At 72.8% G+C, this 24,734-nt stretch carries 21 protein-coding genes; 17 read left to right on the top strand and 4 right to left on the bottom strand.

Features of this window, described 5'->3' with window-relative positions:
* Positions 1 to 43 precede the first annotated feature (43 nt).
* The 3 genes from AAH979_RS16960 (at position 44) to AAH979_RS16950 (ending at position 2,460) form a co-directional block, all read left to right on the top strand.
* Complete coding sequence (locus AAH979_RS16960) at positions 44 to 1,387, top strand: ABC transporter permease (RefSeq protein ID WP_346259073.1); 1,344 nt, start codon at positions 44 to 46, stop codon at positions 1,385 to 1,387.
* 118 nt (positions 1,388 to 1,505) lie between these two features.
* Positions 1,506 to 1,814, top strand: coding sequence for a hypothetical protein (locus AAH979_RS16955; protein WP_107257392.1), 309 nt, complete (start codon positions 1,506 to 1,508; stop codon positions 1,812 to 1,814).
* A 154-nt stretch (positions 1,815 to 1,968) separates the two neighbouring features.
* A complete protein-coding gene (locus AAH979_RS16950; protein WP_346259072.1) occupies positions 1,969 to 2,460 on the top strand; it encodes a hypothetical protein in 492 nt (163 codons plus the stop codon).
* 241 nt (positions 2,461 to 2,701) lie between these two features.
* Here AAH979_RS16950 and AAH979_RS16945 read toward each other — a convergent pair whose 3' ends face one another.
* Positions 2,702 to 3,733 carry an ABC transporter ATP-binding protein gene (locus AAH979_RS16945; RefSeq protein WP_346259071.1) on the bottom strand — a complete coding sequence of 344 codons (1,032 nt, stop codon included), beginning with the start codon at positions 3,731 to 3,733 and terminating at the stop codon, positions 2,702 to 2,704.
* 2 nt (positions 3,734 to 3,735) lie between these two features.
* Here AAH979_RS16945 and AAH979_RS16940 point away from each other — a divergent pair, with 2 nt between their 5' ends.
* The 4 genes from AAH979_RS16940 to AAH979_RS16925 all read left to right on the top strand — a co-directional run bounded on the left by AAH979_RS16940 (position 3,736) and on the right by AAH979_RS16925 (position 9,071).
* The gene (locus AAH979_RS16940; RefSeq protein ID WP_346259070.1) at positions 3,736 to 4,428 is read left to right on the top strand and encodes an ABC transporter permease subunit; all 693 of its coding nucleotides are present in this window, start codon (positions 3,736 to 3,738) and stop codon (positions 4,426 to 4,428) included.
* 182 nt (positions 4,429 to 4,610) lie between these two features.
* The gene (locus tag AAH979_RS16935) at positions 4,611 to 5,342 is read left to right on the top strand and encodes an ABC transporter permease (protein ID WP_346259069.1); all 732 of its coding nucleotides are present in this window, start codon (positions 4,611 to 4,613) and stop codon (positions 5,340 to 5,342) included.
* Between the two features lie 272 nt (positions 5,343 to 5,614).
* Positions 5,615 to 6,628, top strand: coding sequence for a glycine betaine ABC transporter substrate-binding protein (locus AAH979_RS16930; RefSeq protein ID WP_346259068.1), 1,014 nt, complete (start codon positions 5,615 to 5,617; stop codon positions 6,626 to 6,628).
* Between the two features lie 145 nt (positions 6,629 to 6,773).
* A complete protein-coding gene (locus tag AAH979_RS16925; RefSeq protein WP_346259067.1) occupies positions 6,774 to 9,071 on the top strand; it encodes a hypothetical protein in 2,298 nt (765 codons plus the stop codon).
* 109 nt (positions 9,072 to 9,180) lie between these two features.
* Here the strand turns inward: AAH979_RS16925 and AAH979_RS16920 are convergent, their stop codons facing one another.
* On the bottom strand, positions 9,181 to 10,344 hold the full coding sequence (locus AAH979_RS16920) for an NADH-quinone oxidoreductase subunit D (protein ID WP_346259065.1): 1,164 nt from the start codon (positions 10,342 to 10,344) through the stop codon (positions 9,181 to 9,183).
* Between the two features lie 94 nt (positions 10,345 to 10,438).
* Positions 10,439 to 11,515 (bottom strand): SAM-dependent methyltransferase, encoded by a 1,077-nt coding sequence (locus AAH979_RS16915; RefSeq protein ID WP_346259064.1) that lies wholly within the window; start codon positions 11,513 to 11,515, stop codon positions 10,439 to 10,441.
* A 224-nt stretch (positions 11,516 to 11,739) separates the two neighbouring features.
* Here AAH979_RS16915 and AAH979_RS16910 point away from each other — a divergent pair, with 224 nt between their 5' ends.
* The 7 genes from AAH979_RS16910 (at position 11,740) to AAH979_RS16880 (ending at position 18,725) form a co-directional block, all read left to right on the top strand.
* A complete protein-coding gene (locus AAH979_RS16910; protein ID WP_346259063.1) occupies positions 11,740 to 12,762 on the top strand; it encodes a DUF2520 domain-containing protein in 1,023 nt (340 codons plus the stop codon).
* On the top strand, positions 12,759 to 13,619 hold the full coding sequence (gene panC / locus AAH979_RS16905) for a pantoate--beta-alanine ligase (protein WP_346259062.1): 861 nt from the start codon (positions 12,759 to 12,761) through the stop codon (positions 13,617 to 13,619). Before AAH979_RS16910 ends, panC begins: the two co-directional genes overlap by 4 nt.
* A gap of 56 nt (positions 13,620 to 13,675) precedes the next feature.
* A complete protein-coding gene (gene panD / locus AAH979_RS16900; protein WP_346259061.1) occupies positions 13,676 to 14,101 on the top strand; it encodes an aspartate 1-decarboxylase in 426 nt (141 codons plus the stop codon).
* A gap of 144 nt (positions 14,102 to 14,245) precedes the next feature.
* Entirely contained in the window at positions 14,246 to 15,151 is a 906-nt protein-coding gene (locus AAH979_RS16895) for a septum formation family protein (RefSeq protein WP_346259060.1), read from the top strand.
* A 191-nt stretch (positions 15,152 to 15,342) separates the two neighbouring features.
* The gene (locus tag AAH979_RS16890) at positions 15,343 to 17,043 is read left to right on the top strand and encodes an L-aspartate oxidase (protein ID WP_346259059.1); all 1,701 of its coding nucleotides are present in this window, start codon (positions 15,343 to 15,345) and stop codon (positions 17,041 to 17,043) included.
* Positions 17,040 to 17,927: a carboxylating nicotinate-nucleotide diphosphorylase gene (gene nadC, locus AAH979_RS16885; RefSeq protein ID WP_346259163.1), complete on the top strand. Its 888-nt coding sequence runs from the start codon at positions 17,040 to 17,042 to the stop codon at positions 17,925 to 17,927. Before AAH979_RS16890 ends, nadC begins: the two co-directional genes overlap by 4 nt.
* A 39-nt stretch (positions 17,928 to 17,966) precedes the next feature.
* On the top strand, positions 17,967 to 18,725 hold the full coding sequence (locus tag AAH979_RS16880) for a type III pantothenate kinase (RefSeq protein WP_346259058.1): 759 nt from the start codon (positions 17,967 to 17,969) through the stop codon (positions 18,723 to 18,725).
* A gap of 65 nt (positions 18,726 to 18,790) precedes the next feature.
* On the opposite strand, the gene AAH979_RS16875 is transcribed toward AAH979_RS16880, so the two are convergent.
* Complete coding sequence (locus AAH979_RS16875; RefSeq protein WP_346259057.1) at positions 18,791 to 19,537, bottom strand: class I SAM-dependent methyltransferase; 747 nt, start codon at positions 19,535 to 19,537, stop codon at positions 18,791 to 18,793.
* 87 nt (positions 19,538 to 19,624) lie between these two features.
* On the opposite strand from AAH979_RS16875, the gene lysS reads away from it, so the two are divergent.
* From lysS to AAH979_RS16860, 3 genes are all read left to right on the top strand, one after another.
* Entirely contained in the window at positions 19,625 to 21,133 is a 1,509-nt protein-coding gene (lysS, locus tag AAH979_RS16870) for a lysine--tRNA ligase (protein ID WP_346259056.1), read from the top strand.
* 111 nt (positions 21,134 to 21,244) lie between these two features.
* Positions 21,245 to 21,595 (top strand): Lsr2 family protein, encoded by a 351-nt coding sequence (locus AAH979_RS16865; RefSeq protein WP_318396815.1) that lies wholly within the window; start codon positions 21,245 to 21,247, stop codon positions 21,593 to 21,595.
* A 558-nt stretch (positions 21,596 to 22,153) separates the two neighbouring features.
* Positions 22,154 to 24,685 (top strand): ATP-dependent Clp protease ATP-binding subunit, encoded by a 2,532-nt coding sequence (locus AAH979_RS16860; RefSeq protein ID WP_346259162.1) that lies wholly within the window; start codon positions 22,154 to 22,156, stop codon positions 24,683 to 24,685.
* Positions 24,686 to 24,734: the final 49 nt, after the last annotated feature.

Raw genomic sequence — 24,734 nt, 5'->3', positions numbered from 1 at the left:
GGGTCGGAGCCTGTTCGGCGGGACGAAACAGGAGGCGCGCGCAATGGCGTACGACGATTCGATCTATCGGCGACGGGACCCCGGAACGGATCCGGTGGGTACCAGTGAGCGGGAGGATCCCCGGTACGGCGGTGACCCCGGGTACGACGCCGACACCCGTACGTCGTCGAGCCACCTCACCGGACGGTTCATGGGTGGTGAGCCGGCCGTCGCGGCCGACCCGGAGCCGGTCGAGCCGACCAGGCGGCGGAACGTCTCGCCGGCCGCGCTGGAGAACGTCTTCGACGATCCCACGCACGGCGAGCCCGGCCGGGACCGGATCGCCGTGCACCTGCTCTGGGAGCTGGTGCTGCTGGTCGTGGTGGCGGTGCTGCTCTTCCTGTGCAACCGGGACTATCCCGACCTGCTCCGTGGCGCGCAGCGGGAGAGCCTGCTGGTCTTCGGTACCGCGATCGGGCTGCTCACCCTCGGCGCCGGGCTGACCCTGCGAATCGCCGCCCCCAATCTCGCGCTGGGTCCGGTCGCGGTCGCCGCCGCGCTGCACTTCGCGGAGAACTCCGACCGGGGTGTCGTCCAGGCGATGCTGCCGGCGCTGGCCGCCGGGGTGGCCGTCGGGCTGGTGATCGCGGTACTGGTGGTGGGCTTCCACGTGCCGGGCTGGGCGGCCAGCCTCGCCGCCGGACTCGCGGTGATCGTCTTCATCGAGCAGCGGAGCGCACCGGTCGACGTGCAGGGCGAGTACGACCCGACCCAGCACGCGGTCTACCTCTTCGCCGGCTTCGCCGCCGTCGCCGTGCTGGCCGGCCTCTTCGGCACCGTCAAGACGGTACGCCGGGCCGTCGGCCGGTTCCGGCCGGTGGGTGACCCGGCGCTGCGCCGGGGCGGGGCCGCCGGAGTCATCGTCACGCTCGGCCTGGTGCTGTCGACGGTCTTCGCGGTCGCCGCCGGGATGCTGCTCGCGTCCGGCGGCACCGGGCCGGTGGCGCCGACCACCGGCATCGAGTGGACCGGTCTGGCCATGGGTGCCGCGCTGCTCGGCGGCGCCAGCGCCTTCGGACGGCGGGGCGGGATCGCCGGCGGGCTGCTCGCGACCGTCGCGCTGGCCCTGTTCATCCGGTACGCCGACGAGCGTGACCTGGACATCGCGCCGACCGCCCTCGCCGCCGTGCTGGTGGCCGCCGGTCTGGTGGTGACCCGGCTGATCGAGGCGAACGGCCGCCCCCGGTCGTACGCCGAGCGGGACCGGGACTGGGTGGAGGAGCCGCCGACGTCGAGGGCGAGCTGGGACACCACCCAGCCCCAGCCGCCGGAGCCGTGGACCTCCTCGCTGCCCGGCCAGCCGACCGACCGCTGGGGCGGCGACCGCTGGGACGCGCCGGACCGGTGACCCGGGTGGCTGCCGGTCGGGAGCCGTGGTCCGACCGACGCTGGGACGCCCGCAGCCCGGTGATCCGTCGGGGGCGGGGGTGCGGCTTGCGGCGGTTCGGGCGGATAGGCTCGGCGTTATGACGGAATCGGGTCCCGAGTCTCGTACCACGCCGACCTTTGCCGAGCTGGATGCGCTGTCCACGGAGGAGTTGCGCGAGCGGGCCTTCGCGCTGGCCCGGGAACGGCGGGACATCGGCTTCTTCTGGTCGGTGATCCGGCACCTGCCGAACGCGGACGAGGCGGCGGCGCTGGACGGCTCGCCGAACGCGGCCGGACCGACCGTGGACGAGGCGGTCGCGCTCTGGCGGGAGTTCACCGGCCACGGCTACGAGGAGACCGCGCCGCTGCTCCGCGCCGCGTTCATCGACTATCTACAGAAGCACTGACCGGGACGCCGGCCGGGTGGATCCGCCGGCGGGAACGAGTCCGGTAAATCCCGCTATCGGTACGCCAATAGCGTGCATCGGTTGCAGTCAAGCGCATTCCGGGAAATCCGGCACCGGGTTTCGCGATCAGATTCCGCTGGGAATTACCCCGTGCATGGCTCTCACCGATAGGTACAAGACGGCCACGGGTGCGGGCACGCTCGCCGCACTCGTACTGGTCCTGGTCTTCGGCGGCCCCTGGTACGCCGACTGGGCCCGGGACGAGACCGACCCCGACACGGCGGGTGGCTGGTTCCTCCGGCTGCTCGCCTGGCCGGCCTGGCGGTTCGACTCGGACGACACGATCCAGAACGTCATCGCCGCCGACCTCAAGGCCATCCTGGTGGTGGTGCTCACCTGGGTCTTCCTCTACCTGCTGCCCGGCTCGCAACTGGCCCGGGCCCGGGGCACCCTCAGCCAATTCCTCGCGGGCTGGTCGGCGTACGTCTTCGCCGGTGCGTTCGCGGCGCTGTTCGCCACGCTGATCGGCAGCAACCCGTCACTGCTGGGCGCCTTCCAGGCTGCCGGCAGCGGTGCCGCGTACGGCTTCTTCGTCGGCTGGATCATCGGCCTGGCCACCCTCGGCGGCTGGCGGGGCCGGCACTGAGTTCGCGCCGTGCCCGGGCACGACCTCGGCCCCCTGGGCGGGCGGACGCCCGCCCGACGGCGCCCGGAGTGACCGTTCGCCTCCCTCCCGCGACCGGATCACTCGGGGCGCCGGGTGCCGGCGGTGCCGGTGGTGTTCGCGCCGGTCGACCGGGGGATGTCCTGGACGGGCGACGTCGGCCTGCCCGCCGCGTCCGGAGATGGACGGGGCCGGCCCGCCCGGGCGGGGCGCCGGAGAGCGGCTATCCGCCGACCGGGTCGGCCGGGTAGTCGATGCTGAGGATCTGGTGCCGGCTTACCGTTCCGACCGGCTCGCCACCCTCGCCGGTCACCCGGGCGTCGTCCGAGTTGGTCCGCAGCAGCACCGCCAGCGCGTCGTAGAGCGACGACCCGAGCGGCACGGCCGGCAGCCCGCCGATGGTGGCCGGGTCGGCCGGCAGCGGACGGAGCAGGTCCCGGGTGACCGGGGTGACCGCGAGCCGCCGGATCGCCCGGTCGGTCCCGACGAACTCCCGGACGAACGCCGAGGCCGGCTCGCCGAGCAGGGTCGCCGGGTTGGCGTACTGCTCCAGCCTGCCGCCCTGGGAGAGCACCACGATCCGGTCACCGAGCCGGACCGCCTCGTCCAGGTCGTGGGTGACCAGCACGATCGTCTTGCGTACCTCCGCCTGGAGCCGCAGGAACTCCTCCTGGAGCCGGGCCCGCGCGATCGGGTCGACGGCGGAGAACGGCTCGTCCATCAGCAGCACCACCGGATCGGCGGCCAGGGCCCGGGCCACCCCGACCCGCTGCCGCTGGCCACCGGAGAGCTCGTGCGGATAGCGCGGGCCGAAGGTGGCCGGGTCGAGACCGACCAGGTCCAGCAGCTCCGTGGCGCGTTGCGCGATCCGGGCCTTCGGCCAGCCGAGCAGTCTCGGCACGGTGCCGACATTCGTGGTGATGGTCTGGTGCGGGAAGAGCCCGACGTTCTGGATCACGTAGCCGATCCGCCGCCGCAGCCGCACCGGATCGGCCCGGGTGACGTCCTCGTCGCCGAGCAGGATCCGCCCAGAGGTCGGCTCGATCAGCCGGTTGATCATGCGGAGCACGGTCGACTTGCCGCAGCCGGACGGCCCGATCAGTACGACCAGCTCGCCGGCCTTGACCTCCAGACTCAGCTCGCCGACCGCCACCGTGCCGTCGGGATACTGCTTGCGTACCTGGTCGAGGGTTATCGCGGCGGCACCCGTGGTGCCGGCGTGCCCGGCGGAGCCGGCCTCCGGGGTAACGTCCACGTATGTCCTTCCGGGTGATCGACCGGGCTGACCCGGGTAATCCGTGGTTCTCCTGGGACTATGTGCAGGGCAATTCGGAGACCATCCTCGCCGCACTGCGGGAGCACGCCTCCCTCACCGCCCAGGCCGTGCTGATCGCCGCCCTGGTGGCGATCCCGCTCGCCGTGCTGGCGTACTGGTTCCGGCCGCTCACCGGGCCGATTCTCGCACTCTCCGGTGTGCTGTACACGATCCCGTCGCTGGCGCTCTTCGCCTTCGTCGCACCGTACCTCGGGACGGGGACGGCGACGGTGCTGCTCGGGCTGGTCCTCTACGCCCTGCTGCTGATCATCCGGAACGCGCTCGCCGGCCTCAACCAGGTGCCGGCGGAGGTCCGGGACGCGGCCCAGGGCATGGGGTACGGCCGGTTTGCCCGACTGCTCCGGATCGATCTTCCGCTGGCGTTGCCGGGCATCTTCACCGGCCTGCGCCTGGCGACCGTCTCCACGGTGGCCCTGGTCACCGTCGGGGTACTGGTCGGGCACGGCGGGCTCGGGCAGCTCATCCTCGGCGGGTTCCGGAACAACTTCTTCAAGGCCGAGATCATGACCGGGACGCTGCTCTGCGTACTCCTGGCCCTGGTGCTGGACCTGGTCCTCGCCGGCCTCGGTCGGCTGCTCACCCCGTGGGTACGGCGTCGGGGAGCCGCTGGGTGAGCGCGAGGAGTGAGCCGGTGTTGCGAGCCCCGCAGTCGCGAACCGGAGGTGGGCAGGGGTGAGCGCGCGGAGTGAGCCGGTGTTGCGAGCCCCGCGGTCGCGGACCGGAGGTGGGCAGGGGTGAGCGCGCGGAGTGAGCCGGTGTTGCGAGCCCCGCGGTCGCGGACCGGAGGTGGGCAGGGATGAACCCGATCGAGCAGGCCGTCGTCTGGCTCAACGACCCGCTGAACTGGACCAACCCCGGTGGTGTGCTCGACCGGCTGGTCGAGCACCTGGGCATCTCCGCCGCCGCCGTCGCGCTCGGCTGCCTGGTCGCCTGGCCGCTCGGGCTCTGGCTGGGCCACACCGGGCGGGGCGGCGGCATCGTGGTGCTGGTCTCCAACGTCACGCTGGCCATCCCGACCATCGCGCTGCTGACCATCCTGCCGCTGACCCTCGGCTTCGGTAAGCGGCCGGTGATCATCGCGTTGGCGGTCTTCGCGGTGCCACCGCTGCTGGCGAACGCGTACACCGGGATCCGGCAGGTCGATCCGGAGGTGCGGGATGCCGCGCGCGGGATGGGGCTCTCCGGCGGGCAGTTGCTGCGCCGGGTGGAGTTGCCGCTCGCGGTGCCCTACCTCGCGGCCGGGTTCCGGACCGCCGCGGTGCAGGTGGTGGCGACCGCCGCGCTCGCCTCGTTCGTCAACGGGGGCGGGCTGGGCCAGATCATCAGCGCCGGGTTCGGGCTGGGCATCTCGGTCGGCGGGGGTCAGATCCTGGCCGGCGGGCTGCTCGTCGCCCTGCTCGCGCTGCTGGTCGAGCTGGTCTTCGCGCTGGTGGAACGGCTGGTCACGCCCCGGCCACTGCGCCGCGCCCGACGCCGGATCATCCGGCGGGCCGACCAGCGGGCGGCGGCGGCGATCACCGGCTCCTGACCGCTCGGCCGGTGTGGGTCTGATCACCTTCCGCAGCCCCGGCGGGACCCGCTCGGCCCGCCCAGCACGCGTGACTATCACATAGAGTGGTCACCTCTGTGCGAATCGTGCCCCTTTGCGTGACGATCCGGTGACGAAGCGCGCCGCGGATTGTCGTACCTGACGAGAGGATGTTTCGTGAGAGGTCGCGGGCGACCGTCCTGACACGTCGCCCGTCGGACACGCGGCCGGCCCACCCGGGCCGCGCCGGGACACAGGAGGCGGGCGTTTTCATGCGTACACGTTCACGTCTGGCAGTCGGCGCCGCCGGTGCCGTCGTCGCGGCCGGCTTTCTCGCCGGCTGCGGTGGGGCCGGTTCCTCCGGCACCCAGGCCCCGGCCACCGGGGCGCAGGGCGCCGGTTGCGCACCGGTGGCGGGGTCGAGCCTGGTCGTGCTCGACGACGACAAGAAGCTCCAGAACACCGACAACATCATCCCGGCAATCAACAGCAAGGCGGCCCAGCCGCAGTTGGTCGCGGCCCTGGACAAGGTCTCGGACAGCCTCGACACCAGCAAGCTGATCGCCCTGAACAAGGCGGTCGACGTCGAGCGCAAGACCCCGAAGGTGGCCGCCGAGGAGTTCGCCTCGGCCAACAACCTCACCGCGGGCATCCCGACCGGCGGCACCGGCAACATCACGGTCGGCGCGGCCAACTTCAGCGAGAACCAGACCCTGGGCGAGCTGTACCGGATCGCCCTCACGGCCGCCGGCTACCAGGTCAAGGTCCAGCAGATCGGCAACCGCGAGCTCTACGAGCCGGCGCTGGAGAAGGGCGACATCCAGGTCGTCCCGGAGTACGCCGCGACGATGGCGGACTTCCTGAACAACAAGGTGAACGCGAAGGGCGGGGCCACCCCGCCGCCGATCTCCTCGCCGGATCTCAACCAGACGGTGACCGGGCTGAAGGCGGCCGGTGAGAAGGTCGGCATCACCTTCGGCAAGCCGTCGGCCGCCCAGGACCAGAACGCGTTCGCGGTCACCCGGGAGTTCGCCGACAAGTACGGCGTGCGGACGCTCAGCGAGCTGGCGGCGAAGTGCTCCGGCTCGGCGACCGTACTCGGTGGACCGCCGGAGTGCCCCCAGCGGCCGAAGTGCCAGGCCGGGCTGGTGCAGGTCTACAACTTCAACGCGGGCCGGTTCGACTCGCTCGACGCCGGTGGCCCGCAGACCAAGTCGGCGCTGACCACCGGCACGATCAGCGTCGGGCTGGTCTTCTCGTCGGACGGCGCGCTGGCCACGAGCTGACCGTCGGCGCGGGGGTGAACCTCCCGGGCGAGGAGCGGAGCTGACCGAGGGCCGGTCGATGTCACCGTACGTGGCGTCGGCCGGCCCCCGCTTTGCCGGCCGCCGCCATTTCGGTCCCCGGTAAGTGTGGGTAGGCTCGACTGCCATGTCAGCCCGCGAGGCCCCCGAGGGAACCCGCCGTAGGCCGCTGCTGACCGTCCTCTTCTGGGTCGGGGTGGGGCTGGCTCCGCTGGCCGCCCTGTTACTCCTGGTCGGACAGGGCAACGGGCCGCTGCGGATCGCGGCGGTGCTCGCCGTGCTGGCGGTCGTACTCATCGGACTGTCGATCACGTTGCGTGGCGACTCGGAGGGTGTCCGGCTGGACCTGGAGGAGACCCTCATCGAGGAACTCGACGACCTTCGGGGCGAGCTGCGCAACGACATCGCCACTGCCGCCCGGGCCACTCACAAGGCGTTCGGCGAGAAGCTGGAGGTCGTACGGGGCGACGTCGAGGCGCTGCGTGGCCAGCTCGACGCCGTCCGGGCCGGCGGGGCGGCGCCGGCCACCTCCGCTCCCGCCGCGACGGCCGCCGCGACTGGTCCGGTCGGTGCCGCGGCGATGGTCGGCGGTGCGGCCGGTGCCGCCGGCGTGCCCGCCGGACGGACGTCGGCCGAGCCGGGCCAGAGCGGCTGGGCACCACCCACGGATCCGGGCCGGGCCGCGCGGATGCCGGACGAGCCGGCCCCGGCGGGCTGGGCGCCGGGCGGACCGGTTCGGGACGGCTTCGGCTCCCGCCCGGACGGGCCAGGCCGGGCGGTTGGGGGCGCGGCTCCGTCGCACGCCGCGGCTCCATCACACGCTGCGGCTCCGTCGCACGCTGCGGCTCCGTCGCACGCTGCGGCTCCGTCGCACGCTGCGGACCAGGGCGACACCGGCGAATTCCCCGGCCGGCCCGGCGGTGCCCACCAGGGCGGCAGCTACCGGGCGAGCGGCCATTCCGACGGCGGCCGGGCCGGGCCGGGCCGGGGACGGTACGGCCGGGACGACGGCACAGCGGGTGAGCCCGGGCAGTACGGCCACTCGTGGGCACAGGGCGCCCGGCCGCATCGGGGCGGCCCAGCGGGAATGCCGGGCAGTCCCGGAGGCGTGTCCGGGCCGCCGCTCGGCCGGGGCATCGTCCGGCACACGGAGACCGTGCAGGTGACCACCCGGCAGACCATCGTCGGCGGTCACGAGGACGACGAGCACGGGGCCGGTTACGGCGCCGGGACGTATGGCGGCGGCGTCTACGGCGGCGCCCATTCGGGCGGCTACGGAAACGGGGTCTACGGCGGCGGTGGCCAGGCCGGCGGCTACGGCGGCGGCGGTACATACGGCGGCGGTACGTACGGCGGGGGTACGTACGGCGGGGGTACGTACGGCGGTGCCGAGGAGCGGGCCGGCGGTCCGGGCCGGAGCCCTGACGAGCGCCGGTCCGGTGGCGGCTACGGCGGCGGTGACGAGCGTGGCGCACGCGGCTACGGCGGGGAGCGCCATGGCCCCGGCGGTGACGGCGGGGCCGGTCACGGCGGCGACGACCTGGCTGGTTACGGCCACGGCGACGACCGTGCTGGTTACGGCCGCGGCGACGACCGTGCCGGCTACGGCGGTGGTGAGCGCGGCAGCTACGGAGCCGGCGACCAGGGCGGGGGTCACGGCGGCGGTACGTACGGCGGCGGTACGTACGGCGGTGGCGGCTACGGTGGCGGCGGCCGCGAGCGGGACGGGCGCGACGAGGACCTGGCCGACCCGCAGGCGGCGCGGGGTCGGCGGTCCGCCGAGCCCGCCGACGAGGGGCGGGACGCGCGACCCGGCGGCGGCTGGCGCGGCCGCCCGGCCGAGCCGGAGCCGGAGCCGGAGACCGGCGACCCGGCCGACGACTCGTACTGGGCGGAACTGCGGGCCGGTGACCGCTGGGCCTCGGTACGCAGCGACGACCGGGGCCGGGAGGTCCGGATGGGCGAGCGGCGGGCGTCGATGCGGACCGACGAGTCGGGTACGGAGCTCCGGGTCGAGGACCGCTGGGCGGAGATGCGCCGGGAGGAGCCGAGGCCGGACGAGAGCCGGCGGGCCGGTCGCCAGTGGTCGGAGCCCCGCAGCGACGACCGGCGGTCCGGCGGTCAGCACGGCTCCGGCGGTTGGTCCGGCGGCGACGGTGCCCGCCGCGGCGGTGCCGGCGACCTGGGCGACGGCCGGGGCTGGGAGCCGTCCGGCGGTGCTCCGGCGCTGCCCGCCGGAGGTGTGGACCCGGCCGCTGTCTGGGGTCCGCCCCGACAGGAGCCCGAGCCGGAGCCGGCCCGACGAGGGCGGCGGCACCGGGAGGACGAGGAGTACGGCTACCCGCCGCTCGACGAGTCGCCCCGAGCCGGCGGCACCCGGCGGTCGGAGTACGGCGGCTACCCCGCCGACGGCGACTGGCGCTGACCACCATCCCGGCGCGACCGGTCCGGGCCTACCCGTCCCCGCCACCCGTCCCCGCCACCCGTCCGTGGTCGGTCGTCGGCGGCTACTCGTCGGCAGGCACCCGGCGGCGCTATTTGTCGATGTCCCCGACGACGAAGAACATCGAGCCCAGGATCGCGATCAGGTCCGGCACCAGGCAGCCGGGGAGCAGCGTGGCCAGGGCCTGCACGTTGGCGTACGAGGCGGTGCGCAGCTTCATCCGCCACGGGGTCTTGTCGCCCCGGGACACCAGGTAGTAGCCGTTGATCCCGAGCGGGTTCTCGGTCCAGGCGTAGGTGTGCCCCTCCGGCGCCTTCACCACCTTGGGCAGCCGCACGTTCACCGGACCGCTGATCCGGTCGACCTGGTCCAGGCAGCGTTCCGCGAGGTCGAGTGAGACGTACGCCTGGTCGAGCAGGACCTCGAACCGGGAGTGGCAGTCACCGGCGCTCCGGGTGACCACCGGCACCTCCAGCGACCCGTACGCCAGGTAGGGCTCGTCGCGGCGCAGGTCGAGGTCGAGCCCGGAGGCCCGGGCGACCGGGCCGGAGGCGCCGTACGCGGCCGCATCGGCGGCGGAGAGCACCCCGACCCCGACGGTACGGGCCAGGAAGATGTCGTTGCGCCGGATCAGGTTGTCCAGGTCCGGCAGGCGGCGGCGCACCTCGCCGATCGCCGCCCGGGCCCGCCGGGTCCAGCCGGCCGGCACCTCCTCCTTGAGCCCGCCGACCCGGTTGAACATGTAGTGCATCCGGCCGCCGGAGACCTCCTCCAGCACCGCCTGGAGGGTCTCGCGTTCCCGGAACGCGTAGAACATCGGGGTGATGGCGCCGATCTCCAGCGGATAGGAGCCGAGGAACATCAGGTGGTTGAGCACCCGGTTCAGCTCGGCCAGGGCGGTACGCAGCCAGACGGCCCGCTCCGGCACCTCGATCCCCATCATCCGCTCGACAGCGAGCACCACGCCGAGTTCGTTGGAGAACGCCGACAGCCAGTCGTGCCGGTTGGCGAGCACGATGATCTGCCGGTAGTCGCGTACCTCGAAGAGTTTCTCCGCACCCCGGTGCATGTAGCCGACGATCGGCTCGCAGGAGATCACCCGCTCGCCGTCGAGCACCAGTTTGAGCCGGAGTACGCCGTGGGTCGACGGATGCTGTGGCCCGATGTTCAGCACCATGTCGGCGGTGTCGAGGCCCGCCCCGGTGCCAACGGTCAGCTCCCGCAGCGCGCCGGTGTCGGCAGTCATGCCCGCCATCGTGCCACGATCCGCCCGGCCGCATCGCCGGCCGAGTCGACCGCGGTCCCGTGACCGGCTGGCCGTCCGGTACGACGGGCCGGCGACCACGGGGTCATTTCGCGGCTCGTCCGGGTGCCGGTCCAGCGGGTTCTGGGTAGAGCCACCTGGACGGGCCCGGATCGACGTCGACCGGTTGGAGCAGCCACCAGTGGCCACCGAGGCCGCCCGGATCGGTCAGTTCGGCCGCTGTGGAGGCGCGGGCGAGCGCCCGGACGTAGCCGGCCGGGTCCGCCGAGGCCAGCGCCAGCGCGGGTCGCCGCCCGTCGGCCCCGAGCGCGCGCAGTGCCGTGTGCTGCTCGACCAGGGTGTACGGCCGGCCGGCCCGTGCCGTACCGGCTGCCGCCACCGCGTCCATCGCGACGTGCGCGGTCAGGTCACAGCTCCCGTCCGGTACCGGATCCACCTGCCGGCCGCTCCGGAACCCGGTGAGCGTGCCGTGCGGCGGGCGGGTGTCCCGCAGGTGTCCGTAGTCGATGGCGAGGGCCAGCCCCCGGTGCAGGCTGCCGACCGCCTCGGCCCAGGCGACGTCCCGGGGCAGCCCGATCTCGACCCGGCCCGGCAACGGCAGTTCCAGCTCGACCCGGCCCGGCAACGGCCCGTCTGGCGGGGTCGGCCACCAGCGGGCCAGCCACTCGGTCTCGGCCGCGTCGAGCGGGCCGCCGCGCGACTCCGCACCGGTGCCGGGGTCGACGAGAACCCGTCGCCAGCCGGCCGGGCCGGGTTCCGCGACGTCCAGCGGTACGTTGTCCAGCCACTCGGTCGCGAGCAGCAGCCCGACGACCCGCTCCGGCAGGTCCGAGCGCCAACCGATCGTCTCCGGCACCGAGTCCGGGCGAGCGGCCAGCTCGACCGCGGTCAGCCGGAGCCGGGCGGCGAGTTCCGGCGGGGCGAGCCGGGCCAGCGTGCCGAGCAGTTCACCCCGGCCGGCGCCGACGTCGACCACGTGCAGCGGGTCCGGCCGGCCCAGCGCGGCGTCGAGCCGGTCCAGCAGCCGCAGCAGGGCGCCGCCGAGCACCGGTACGGCATGCGCGCTGGTCCGGAAGTGCGCGGCCGGCCCGGCGCCGCTGACGAAGAACCCGTGGTCACCGTAGAGCGCGGTGGTCATCGCGGCTCGCCATCCGATCGGCACCGGCCCAGGTTATGCGGCGCCGACCCGCCACCGAAGGCCACCGCCGGCATTGATCCTGATCCACCCGTCGAGTGGCGGTGGCGCCCCTGGTGGAGGGCGTCGCCGCCCGACGGAGCGGGACCCGGCGAGCGGTGAAGGTTTTCACAACCCCTTGGTCCCGAGCTGGCCGGACGGCGCATACTTGCGATCGACCGGTACCACTTATCGAGGACTGGATCACCGCTATGAGCGCTTCCGCGCGCCCGCGTACCGCCGCCTCCGGCGGGTCGGCCCGGCCGACGGCCGCCGCCCCGAGCCGTGACCGCGCCGGCCAGGGCCAGCCGCATCCTTCGTTCCCCCGCCAGCTCACCGTCGGCCTGATCGGTGCCGGTCGGGTCGGTGCCGTGCTCGGTGCCGCGCTGGGCCGCGCCGGGCACCGGGTGGTCGCCGCCGCCGGGGTCTCGACCGCCGCCCGGGACCGGATCGACCGGCTGCTGCCGGGGACCGCCGTACGCCCCGCCGACGAGGTGGCCCGGGCCGCCGCCGACCTGCTGCTGGTCGCCGTACCGGACGACGCGCTGGCCCCGGTGGTCGCCGGGCTGGCGTCGACCGGTGCGCTCCTGCCGGGTCAGGTGGTGGCGCACACCTCCGGCGCGCACGGGCTCGACGTGCTCGCCCCGGCCGTCGCGGTCGGGGCGTACCCGCTGGCCCTGCACCCGGCGATGACCTTCACCGGTACCGCCGAGGACCTGCACCGGCTGGCCGGCATCTCGTACGGGGTGACCGTCCCGGAGTCGCTGCGTCCGTTCGCCGTCCGGCTCGTCGCCGACCTCGGCGGGGTACCCGAGTGGGTGGCCGAACCGGACCGCCCGCTCTACCACGCCGCTCTCGCGCACGGCGCGAACCATCTCGTCACGCTGGTCAACGAGGCGGCGGACCTGCTCCGCGCCGCCGGGGTGGCCCAGCCGGAGAAGGTGCTCGGTCCGCTGCTCCGGGCCGCCCTGGACAACTCGCTGCGGCTCGCCGACGCGGCGCTGACCGGGCCGGTGTCCCGGGGCGACGCCGGTACGATCGCCCGGCACCTGGACCGGTTGACCGCCACCGCCCCGGAGTCGGTGCCCGGCTACCTCGCGCTGGCCCGCCGCACCGCCGATCGGGCGATCGCGGCCGGTCGGCTCCGTCCGGCCGACGCCGAGTTCCTGCTCGGGGTGCTGGCCGACCGGGACCGGAAGGTGACCGCCGTGACCGGGGGGAGTGGGCCGAGATGACCACGGTGTTGCGTACTCGGGCGGAGCTGGCGGCCACCCTGGGGCCGCTGCCCGGAAAGCTGGCGGTGGTGATGACCATGGGCGCCCTGCACTCCGGGCACGAGGCGCTGCTGCGGGCGGCCCGGGAGCGAGCGGACACCGTACTGGCGACGATCTTCGTGAACCCGCTCCAGTTCGGCCCGAACGAGGACTTCGACCGGTACCCCCGGACCTTCGACGCCGATGTGGCGCTCTGCCGGGCGGCCGGGGTCCGGTACGTCTTCGCCCCGTCCCGGGAGGAGTTGTATCCGGACGGCGAGCCGATGGTCAGGGTCGACCCGGGCAGCCTCGGCGAAGAGCTGGAGGGCGCCAGCCGCCCCGGCTTCTTCACCGGGGTACTGACCGTGGTGGCGAAGCTGCTCAACCTGCTCCGGCCGGACGTCGCGTTCTTCGGGGAGAAGGACTACCAGCAGCTCACCCTGGTCCGCCGGATGGTCCGCGACCTGGAGCTGGACGTGGAGATCGTCGGCGTGCCGACCGTACGCGAGCCGGACGGGCTGGCGCTCTCCAGCCGCAACCGCTACCTCTCCGCCGAGGAGCGGATCTCGGCGCTGCGGCTCTCGGCGGCACTGCGGGCCGGCAGCGACGCCGCCGGGGCCGGCCGGGGTGCCGACGGTGCGCTCGCCGCCGCCTACCGCGCCTTCGGCGAGGGTACGACCGGCGCCAAGCTGGACTACCTGGTGCTGACCGCCCCCGACCTGGGCCCGGCACCGGCCACCGGGCCGGCCCGGATGCTGGTGGCCGCCTGGGTCGGCTCCACCCGACTGATCGACAACATGCCGGTCGACCTGGCTCCGGTTTCCGCACCGGGCGGCTGAACCGTCGACCGCCCGTCGACCGCCCGCGAAACCCCGCACCACGGAGGACATGATCGATGTTCCGCACCATGCTCAAGTCGAAGATCCACCGGGCCACGGTGACCCAGGCGGACCTGCACTACGTCGGTTCGGTGACCGTCGACGCCGATCTGCTGGACGCCGCCGACCTGCTTCCCGGCGAGCAGGTCGCGATCGTGGACGTGACGAACGGGGCGCGGCTGGAGACGTACGTGATCGCCGGTGAGCGCGGCAGCGGTGTGATCGGCATCAACGGCGCCGCCGCGCACCTGGTGCACCCCGGCGACCTGGTCATCCTGATCTCGTACGGCCAGATGGACGATGCCGAGGCGCGGGCGTACCAGCCGCGGATCGTGCACGTCGACGCGGAGAACCGGATCCTCGACCTGGGCGCCGACCCGGCGGGCGCGGTACCCGGGATGGTCGGCGACCCGGTCCGGGGCGACCTCGTCGCCACCGGCTGATCCGGCTGGCGGCCGGTCGCCGAGCCGTCTTCCTCGGCCTCCCCGGCGCGACCCGCCGGACGGATGATCTCGCCGTCCGGATGACCCCGCCGGTTAACGTAGGGTGCAGCCATCCGGACCGTTGGTCGCCCTGGGGAGGACGCGATGCGCCGTTGGACGAGCGCCCTGGCGCTGGCCGGGGCAGTGCTGCTCGGCGTCGCCGGCTGCGCGCCTCCGGGCGGCACGGACGGCGACCTCACCAACGCCTGGGCTCCGGTCGGCGAGCCGACCGTCTTCACCCCGGCGGCCGAGACCTGCCATTCGGCGGACTTCTCCGAGACGGTCTACCTATCGTCGTACGTGCCGGTGGACTGCACCACCAACCATCGGCTGGAGACCGTGCACGTGGGCACGTTCGCCGGGGCGGCGGGCGAGGCGGAGAAGCCGCCGGCACCGGGCTCGCCCCAGTTCACCACCGCGTACGCCGAGTGCGACAGCCGGGCGCGCGCCTTCCTCGGCGCCGACTGGCGTACCGGCCGGCTCTGGCTCGGGGTGGCGGTGCCCTCGCCGAAGGGCTGGGCGGCCGGGGCCCGGTGGTTCCGCTGCGACATGACCGAACTGTCCAACGTCGAGGAGGACGGCGACGCGGTCGGCCGGACGGCGAGCCTGAAGGGCGCGCTGCGCCAGGCCGGGCCGCTGCGGCTGGGCTGCTACGCCACCACCCTGACCCGGACCGAGACGATCGACCGGATGCCCCCGGTGGAGTGCTCGGCCCGGCACAACAGCGAGTTCACCGGGGTGTGGCGGGCACCGGCGACCTTGAAGTACCCGACGGCGGACCGCGACTGGCAGCCCTTCTACGACGGCTGCTACACCGTCGCCGCCCGGTTCGTCGGGGTGTCGCAGAGCACGATCCGGTTCCGTACCGGCGTCGTGACGCTGCCCGGCGGGCGGGACGACTGGACGGCGGGCAACCGGGGGGTCCGGTGCTACCTGTGGGTCTCGGACGGCAAGTTCACCCGCTCGCTGAAGGGCGCCGGCGCGGCCGGCCTGCCGATCCGGACCGGCTGATCCCGGTCGATCAACCCGCCTGACCTGCACCGTCACGGCCGGGCACCCCGGTCGATCGGGGTGCGCCGTCTCGGCCGGCCGTCCGCCCGCTCTGGAGCGGACGGCCCGTACGTCCGGATCGGGGAGCGTCGTAGGCCACTTCTCCCGGCCCCGGGCCACCCGACCCCGCCGGTACGCGGTTGACTGGAGTGATGCAGTTTCCGACCGTCGACCTGCCGGTGGTACCCCGGCTGCTGGCCGCGCCGGCACCCGGCTGGGTGGAGACGACCGACGTGATCGTGATCGGGTCGGGCATCGCCGGGCTCACCGCCGCACTGCACCTGCGCGAGGCGGGACTGCACGTGACCGTGGTGACCAAGGTCAACATCGACGACGGCTCCACCCGGTGGGCGCAGGGCGGCATCGCGGCCGTACTCGATCCGCTGGACACCCCGGCCGCGCACGCCTCCGACACCGAGCTGGCCGGGGTCGGGCTCTGCGACCCGGCGGCGGTCCGGGTACTGGTGGAGGAGGGGCCGACCCGGCTGCGGGAGCTGATCCGGGCCGGTGCCGAGTTCGACCGCAACCCGGACGGCTCGCTGATGCTGACCCGGGAGGGCGGGCACCGGGCGGACCGGATCGTGCACGCCGGCGGCGACGCGACCGGGGCCGAGGTGCAGCGGGCGCTGCACGCTGCGGTCGGCCGGGATCCCTGGATCCGGCTGGTGGAGCACGCCCTCGTCCTCGACCTGCTCCGGGCCCCGGACGGCGGCTGGGCCGGTCCCGGCCGGGCCTGCGGGATCACCCTGCACGTGCTCGGCGAGGGCAGCGAGGACGGGGTCGGTGCGATCCTGGCCCGGGCGGTGGTGCTGGCCACCGGCGGGATGGGGCAGGTCTTCGCCGCCACCACCAACCCGGCGGTCTCCACCGGGGACGGCGTCGCGCTGGCGATGCGGGCCGGTGCCGCCGTGACCGACCTGGAGTTCGTCCAGTTCCACCCGACCGCGCTGATGGCGCCGGCCGCACCCGGCAGCGGCGGCGTCCCGGCCCGGGCCGCCCAGCAGCCGCTGGTCTCCGAGGCGCTGCGCGGCGAGGGCGCGCACCTGGTCGACGCGGACGGCAAGCGGTTCATGGTCGGCCAGCACGAGCTGGCCGAGCTGGCCCCCCGGGACGTGGTGGCCAAGGGGATCCACCGGGTACTGCTGGCCACCGGCGCCGACCATGTCTTCCTGGACGCCCGGCACCTCGGCGCGGAGTTCCTGGCCAGGCGCTTCCCGACCATCGTCGCCTCCTGCCGCTCGGCCGGGATCGACCCGGCCGAGCAGCCGATCCCGGTCGCCCCGGCCGCGCACTACGCCTCCGGCGGGGTACGCACCGACCTGCACGGCCGCACCTCCATCCCCGGCCTGTACGCCTGCGGCGAGGTCGCCTGCACCGGCGTGCACGGCGCCAACCGGCTGGCCAGCAACTCGCTGCTGGAGGGGCTGGTGTTCGCCCGCCGGATCGCCCAGGACATCGCCCGGGACCTGCCGGCACAGGCCGAACCGGCTCCGACCGGGGCGTGGCGGGGCGGCGAGGGTGCGACGGTCGACCCGGCGGTGCGGGAGCGGCTGGCCCGGGCGATGACCCGGGGTGCCGGGGTGCTCCGCTCCGCCGACTCGCTCCGGGCGACCGCCGCCGAGCTGGGCACCCTCGGCGCGACCCGGGGTGCGCCGCGTACCGCGAGCTGGGAGGCGACCAACCTGGTCACGGTGGCCGCGGCGCTGGTCGGCGCCGCGTACGCCCGGCAGGAGACCCGGGGCTGCCATTGGCGCGAGGATTACTCGGAATCACGCGACGATTGGCTCGGGCACCTGGTCGGGTCGATCGGTCCGGCGGGTCACCTGCAACAGGACTGGGAGGCACTGTGCTGACGGACTCGACCACGCGGGCGCTGCGCTCGGCCGGGCTCGACCCGGTGGAGGTGGAACGCATCGCCCGGGCGGCGCTGGACGAGGACCTGGGGCCGGAGCGGCTGGACGTGACAAGTCTGGCCACCATCCCGGACGACCAGGTCGACACCGCCGACGTAGTGGCCCGGGCCGACGGCGTGGTGGCCGGGCTGGCCGTGGCGGCGGCCGTCTTCGAGCTGGCGGCCGGCCCGGGCGTACGGGTGCTGCCGGTGGCCACCGACGGTGCCGAGGTCGCCGTGGGAGACGTGCTGGCCACGGTGACCGGGCCGACCCGGGGGCTGCTCACCGCCGAGCGGACCGCGCTGAACCTGCTCTGCCGGATGTCCGGGGTGGCGACACACACCCGGGCCTGGGTGGCGGCGCTGGGCGGCAGCAAGGCGACCGTGTTGGACACCCGAAAGACCACTCCGGGACTGCGCCCGCTGGAGAAGTACGCGGTCCGGGCCGGCGGCGGGGCCAACAAGCGCCTCGGGCTGTACGACGTGGCGATGATCAAGGACAACCACAAGCTGGCGGCCGGCGGCATCGCCGCGGCGTACCGGCGGGTGCGGGAGGCGTTCCCGGCAGTGCCGATCCAGGTCGAGGTGACCACGGTGGCCGAGGCGGTGGAGGCGGTGGAGGCCGGCGCCGACTTCCTGCTCTGCGACAACATGTCCCCGGCGCTGCTGACCGAGGTGGTCGCGGCGGTGGGCGACCGCGCCGAGCTGGAGGCGACCGGCGGGCTGACCCTGGCCACCGCAGCCGAGTACGCGGCCACCGGCGTCGACTACCTCTCGGTTGGGGCGCTGACGCACTCCTCGCCTATCTTGGACATCGCACTGGACCTCCGCTCGCGCGCCGCGTAGCGGCGGGACGCGCCACGACTCGGGGTTCGGACTGACGACATGCTGCTCTGTATCGACATCGGCAACACCAACACCGTGCTGGCGACCTTCGAGGGCGAGAAGCTGGTGCACTCCTGGCGGATCAAGACCGATGCCCGGTCCACCGCCGACGAGCTGGGTCTGAAGCTGCGCGGCCTGCTGGCCGGGGACGCGGTGGAGATCACCGGGGTGGCCGCCTGCTCGACCGTGCCGGCCGCGCTGCGCTCGCTGCGTACGATGCTGGCCCGCTACTACGGCGACATCCCGAACGTGATCGTCGAGCCGGGGGTGAAGACCGGGGTGCAGTTGGCGATCGACAACCCGAAGGAGGTCGGCGCCGACCGGGTGGTCAACACCCTGGCGGCGTACACCCTCTACGGCGGGCCGTCGATCGTGGTCGACTTCGGCACCACCACCAACTTCGACGTGATCAGCGGCCGGGGGGAGTTCCTCGGCGGCGCGTTCGCGCCCGGCATCGAGATCTCCTTCGACGCGCTGGCCGCCCGGGCGGCCCAGTTGCGCAAGGTCGAGCCGGCGGTACCCCGTTCGGTGATCGGCAAGAACACCGTCGAGTGCCTCCAGGCCGGGATGTACTTCGGCTTCGCCGGCCAGGTGGACCGGATCGTCGAGCGGATGGTCGGTGAGCTGGGCGAGGTGCGGGCGGTGATCGCCACCGGCGGGCTGGCGCCGCTGGTGATCGGCGAGTGCCGGACGATCACCAACCACGAGCCGATGATCACGCTGATCGGGCTGCGCATGGTCTACGACCGCAACCGCTGACCCCCCTGCGGCTCGGCCGCCGCCGGCCGGCTCGGCGTCCCCGATCGCCGGAAAGCTGGCCCGGCTCAGCGCCGCCGGCCCCGGAAGACCAGCGTCCGGTACGGCAGCTCGAAGCTCTCCCGCCCGGCCAGCTCCGGATGGCCGGCGGTCAGCTCCCGGATGGCGGCCGCCACCTCCCGCTGCCGCTGCGGGCTGGCGGTGAGGTAGTGCGACCGGGTGCTGATCATCCCGACCAGGCTCTCCGGGGTGAGCGTGACGCTGTGCCGGAACTCGTTCCGTTCGACCGGCGCGAAGGCCGGGCCGTAGCCGTCGATGCCGGGTCCGTCGTTCCGGGCGCCGCGCCCGCCGAGCAGCTCGACGGTGATCGCGGTCAGTTCGGCCACCCAGGGCACCGACTCGTCCCGGTGGTTGAAGATCGCCGCATACGTCCCGCCGGGGCGCAGCAGCCGGGCCCCCTCCGCGTGTGCCACCGGATGGTCGAACCAGTGGTACGCCTGCCCGGCGACGACCGCGTCCACCGACCCGTCCGGCAGCGGCACCCGTTCGGCCGAGCCGGCCCGGGCCACCGTGCCCGGGGTGGCGGTGTCGAGCCTGGCCCGCATCCCCGGGTCCGGCTCGACCGGCGTCACCCGGTAGCCGAGCCGCAGCAGTACCCGGGTGAGGATGCCGGTGCCGGCGCCGAGGTCCAGCACCGCGGCCGGGGCGGGGCGGCCGACCGCCCACTCCACCGCCGGCTCCGGATAGCTGGGCCGGTACCGGTCGTAGCTCTCGGCCGCGGCCCCGAAGGAGAGGGCGTGGGACTGGTCGACCATGCCTGGAGGTTATCCAGTGCCCCGCCGCCGGCGCACTTGAGTACGCTCGGGGCCGAACTCCGCCGACAATTCCCGAGGAAGCATGCCGTGAGCCAGCAGATCCCGAACCCCGCCGACCCCGTGGACGACCTTCCCGAGCAGATGCGGGTACGCCGGGAGAAGCGGGACCGCATGCTCGCCGAGGGCGTCGAGCCGTACCCGGTGGGATATCCGCGTACCGCGACTCTCGCCGAGATCCGGGCCCGCTACGCGGACCTCCCGACCGACACGGCGAGCGGGGACGTCGCCGCCGTCACCGGCCGGGTGATCTTCGTACGCAACACCGGCAAGCTCTGTTTCGCCACGCTGCGGGACGGCGACGGCACCGAACTCCAGGCGATGCTCTCGCTCGACCGGGTCGGCCCGGACCGGCTCGACGCCTGGAAGCGGCTGGTCGACCTCGGCGACCACGTCGGGGTGACCGGTGAGGTGATTACCAGCCGGCGCGGGGAGCTTTCCGTGCTCGCCGATTCCTGGGAGCTGACCGCGAAGGCGCTCCGGCCGCTGCCGGTGGCACACAAGCCGCTTAGCGAGGAGGCCCGGGTCCGGCAGCGTTATGTCGATCTGATCGTGCGGCCCCGGGCCCGCGAGATGGTACGCACCAGGGCGGCGACGCTGCGTAGTCTGCGCGATTCGCTGCACGCCCGGAGTTTCATCGAAGTGGAAACCCCCATGCTGCAGCCGCTCCCGGGCGGGGCCACGGCCAGGCCATTCGTGACGCACAGCAATGCGTTAGACACGGATCTGTATCTGCGAATCGCCCCCGAGCTTTTTCTCAAGCGGGCGGCGGTCGGCGGCATCGACCGGGTCTTCGAGATCAACCGTAACTTCCGTAATGAGGGGGTCGACTCTTCGCACTCCCCGGAGTTCGCCATGCTCGAGGCGTACGAAGCGTACGGTGACTACGACACCATGGCGACCCTCACCCGTGACCTGGTGCAGGCCGCCGCGTTCGCCGCGGCCGGGTCGCATGTGGTGACGCACGCCGACGGTACCGAGTTCGACCTCGGCGGCCAGTGGCGTTCGGTGACCCTCTACGGCACCCTTTCCGAGGCGCTCGGCGAGGAGGTCACCGTCCGCACCGGCATGGCCGACCTGCTGGGATACGCGGAAAAGGTCGGTCTCGCGGTCGACCCGCAGTGGAGCCCGGGCAAGCTCGCCGAGGAGCTTTTCGAAGAACTGGTCGTACCGACGTTGCGCCAGCCCACCTTCGTCCGGGACTACCCGGAAGAGACCAGCCCGCTGGTCCGGGCGCACCCCGACGAGCCGGGGCTCACCGCGAAATGGGACCTCTACGTGCTCGGTTTCGAGCTGGCCACCGGCTACACGGAGCTGGTCGACCCGGTGGTGCAGCGGGAGCGGCTGGTGGCCCAGGCCCAGCGCTCGGCCAAGGGCGACGACGAGGCCATGCGGCTCGACGAGGACTTCCTGCGGGCCATGGAGTACGGAATGCCGCCGCTCGGGGGCATGGGAATGGGAATCGACCGGCTGCTGATGGCCCTCACCGGCCTCGGAATTCGGGAAACCATCCTCTTCCCGATGGTCCGCCCGGAGTAGTTGCCGCCGAGCGGCTTGTCGCGTAGTTTCGCCGTCCTATTGACGGAGCAAGCATCTAACGGGCTATTGTGCTCTTGTTTGCGGCGAACCTGCTCGAAAGGATAGCGACACGTGGCCAAGCAGATCATTCACAAGCTGGTCGATGACCTGGACGGCGGAGACGCGGACGAGACCGTCAAGTTCTCGCTCGACGGCGTGCAGTACGAGATCGACCTGTCGGACAAGAACGCCGGCAAATTGCGGGAGCTATTCGCCCCGTACGTCGCGGCCGGCTCGAAGGTGGGCCGGGGCGGCGTGGTGGTCGGTGGTCGTGCCGCACGGGGGCGGGGTGGCGCCACCGCCGACCGCGAGCAGAACAAGGCGATCCGGGCCTGGGCCAAGAAGGAAGGCAAGGAGATCTCCGACCGCGGGCGGATCCCGCAGGAGATCGTGGACGAGTACCACGCCAAGGCGGGCCGCTAGGCGTCGTGCTTCCTTGATCCCTCGCGCGGGGTGGGTGGACGAGTGCTCGTCCACCCACCCCGCGCTCCTTTGCCTGTTGCGAGCCATATGAGTAAATTGGGGTAAGTGTCCGCTTTGTCGACGGTCGGTGATCCCGGTCGCTCTCCGGCCCTGCCGCGTACTACCCCGGTTGGGGTGGGGTGCTGCCGCGCGGCTCGCCGTCCTCGGGGAACGATCATGCCGACCCGGGAACATCCTGGCGACCCCGGCGTTGTCCACAACCAGTGGACGAAGTTGTCCACAGCCTGTGGATGACGCGGGGCCGCGTCGCCCGGGCAGGGGCTCGAATTTCGCTCTGCGCGTACAGCGGATGGTCTGGGAAGCATCGCTGAGCGTGGGCGGTTGGGAAAAACGTCGCGTACGTGGCTCATTCCGGGAACACACGACCTCAGGAGAGTCGGCTCGCGGCGATAGAGTAAGGGAGCACGGACGTCCGCCCCGGACGTCCGGGTGGTGGCCCCGCCACGATGCTTGGACCATCAAGATCGAGTGCGCACGGCACGTGAGGAGCACGAGGGCATGTTCGAGCGGTTCACCGACCGAGCGCGGCGGGTTGTCGTCCTGGCCCAAGAAGAGGCCCGGATGCTCAACCACAACTACATCGGTACGGAACACATCCTGCTAGGTCTCATCCACGAGGGTGAAGGCGTCGCGGCGAAGGCCCTGGAGAGCCTGGGGATCTCGCTGGAGGGCGTCCGCCAGCAAGTCGAAGAGATCATCGGTCAGGGCCAGCAGGCGCCGAGCGGGCACATCCCGTTCACGCCGCGGGCCAAGAAGGTGCTGGAGCTGTCGCTGCGTGAGGCGTTGCAGCTCGGCCACAACTACATCGGTACGGAGCACATCCTGCTCGGCCTGATCCGCGAGGGCGAGGGCGTCGCCGCCCAGGTGCTGGTCAAGCTCGGCGCCGACCTCAACCGGGTCCGCCAGCAGGTGATCCAGCTCCTCTCCGGCTACCAGGGCAAGGAGCCGGCAGCGGCCGGCACCGCGCCGGGCGAGGCCGCGCCGTCGACCAGCCTCGTGCTGGACCAGTTCGGTCGCAACCTGACCCAGGCGGCCCGGGAGGGCAAGCTCGACCCGGTCATCGGTCGGGAGAAGGAGATCGAGCGGGTGATGCAGGTGCTCTCCCGCCGTACCAAGAACAACCCGGTCCTGATCGGCGAGCCCGGGGTCGGCAAGACCGCGGTCGTCGAGGGGCTGTCCCAGCGGATCATCAAGGGCGAGGTGCCGGAGACGCTCAAGGACAAGCAGCTCTACACGCTTGACCTGGGCGCCCTGGTCGCCGGCTCGCGATACCGCGGTGACTTCGAGGAGCGCCTGAAGAAGGTGCTCAAGGAGATCCGCACCCGCGGCGACATCATCCTGTTCATCGACGAGATCCACACCCTGGTGGGTGCGGGTGCCGCCGAGGGCGCGATCGACGCGGCAAGCATTCTCAAGCCGATGCTGGCCCGTGGCGAGCTGCAGACCATCGGCGCGACGACGCTGGACGAATACCGCAAGCACCTGGAGAAGGACGCCGCCCTGGAGCGGCGGTTCCAGCCGATCCAGGTGGGTGAGCCGTCGCTGGCGCACACCATCGAGATCCTCAAGGGGCTGCGGGACCGCTACGAGGCGCACCACCGGGTGAGCATCACCGACGCCGCGCTGGTCGCGGCGGCGACGCTCGCCGACCGGTACATCTCCGACCGGTTCCTGCCGGACAAGGCGATCGACCTGATCGACGAGGCCGGTGCCCGGATGCGGATCCGCCGGATGACCGCGCCGCCAGACCTGCGCGACTTCGACGAGCGCATCGCCCAGGTGCGCCGCGACAAGGAGTCCGCGATCGACGCGCAGGACTTCGAGCGGGCCGCCCAGCTGCGGGACAAGGAGAAGCAGCTCCTCGGCCAGAAGGCGCAGCGGGAGAAGGAGTGGAAGGCCGGCGACCTGGACGTGGTGTCCGAGGTCGACGACGAGCAGATCGCCGAGGTGCTGGCGAACTGGACCGGCATCCCGGTCTACAAGCTCACCGAGGAGGAGACCTCCCGGCTGCTCCGCATGGAGGACGAGCTGCACAAGCGGGTCGTCGGCCAGGAGGACGCGGTCAAGGCGGTCTCGAAGGCCATCCGGCGTACCCGGGCCGGCCTGAAGGACCCGAAGCGGCCGTCCGGCTCGTTCATCTTCGCCGGCCCGTCCGGCGTCGGTAAGACCGAGCTCTCCAAGGCGCTCGCCGAGTTCCTCTTCGGCAGCGAGGACGCGCTGATCCAGCTCGACATGTCCGAGTTCCACGACCGGTACACCGTGTCGCGGCTGGTCGGGGCGCCCCCCGGCTACGTCGGCTACGACGAGGGTGGCCAGCTCACCGAAAAGGTGCGCCGCCGGCCGTTCTCGGTGGTCCTGTTCGACGAGATCGAGAAGGCCCACCCGGACGTCTTCAACACCCTGCTCCAGATCCTGGAGGACGGGCGGTTGACCGACGGCCAGGGCCGGATCGTGGACTTCAAGAACACGGTCATCATCCTGACCACCAACCTGGGCACCAGGGACGTGGCCAAGGCGGTCTCGATGGGCTTCCAGGCCTCCGAGGACAACGACTCGAACTACGAGCGGATGAAGCAGAAGGTCAACGACGAGCTGAAGCAGCACTTCCGGCCGGAGTTCCTCAACCGGATCGACGACACGATCGTGTTCCACCAGCTCAACCAGACCGAGATCCTCTCGATCGTGGACATCATGATCCAGCGGATCGAGACCCAGCTCCGCAACAAGGACATGGGCCTCGAGCTGACCGACAACGCCAAGAAGTACCTGGCGAAGAAGGGCTTCGACCCGGTGCTGGGCGCCCGGCCGCTGCGGCGGACGATCCAGCGCGACATCGAGGACAACCTGTCGGAGCGGATCCTGTTCAACGAGCTGACCCCGGGCCAGATCGTGGTCGTGGACTGCGAGGGCGACCCGGACAACGTCGACAAGTCCAAGCTGGTGTTCCGCGGCGCGGACAAGCCGGTCCCGGTGCCCGACGCGGTGCCGGCCGACCTCGGCAACACCGCCGCGGCCGGCGCGGACGAGTAGCCGAGCAGCAGCTCAGGTAACAAACGGTTCGGCCCGGTGGCAATCGCCA

It is taken from the genome of Plantactinospora sp. ZYX-F-223 (assembly GCF_039649625.1).
GTDB lineage: Bacteria > Actinomycetota > Actinomycetes > Mycobacteriales > Micromonosporaceae > Plantactinospora.
This window is presented reverse-complemented; position numbering and strand designations above follow the sequence as displayed.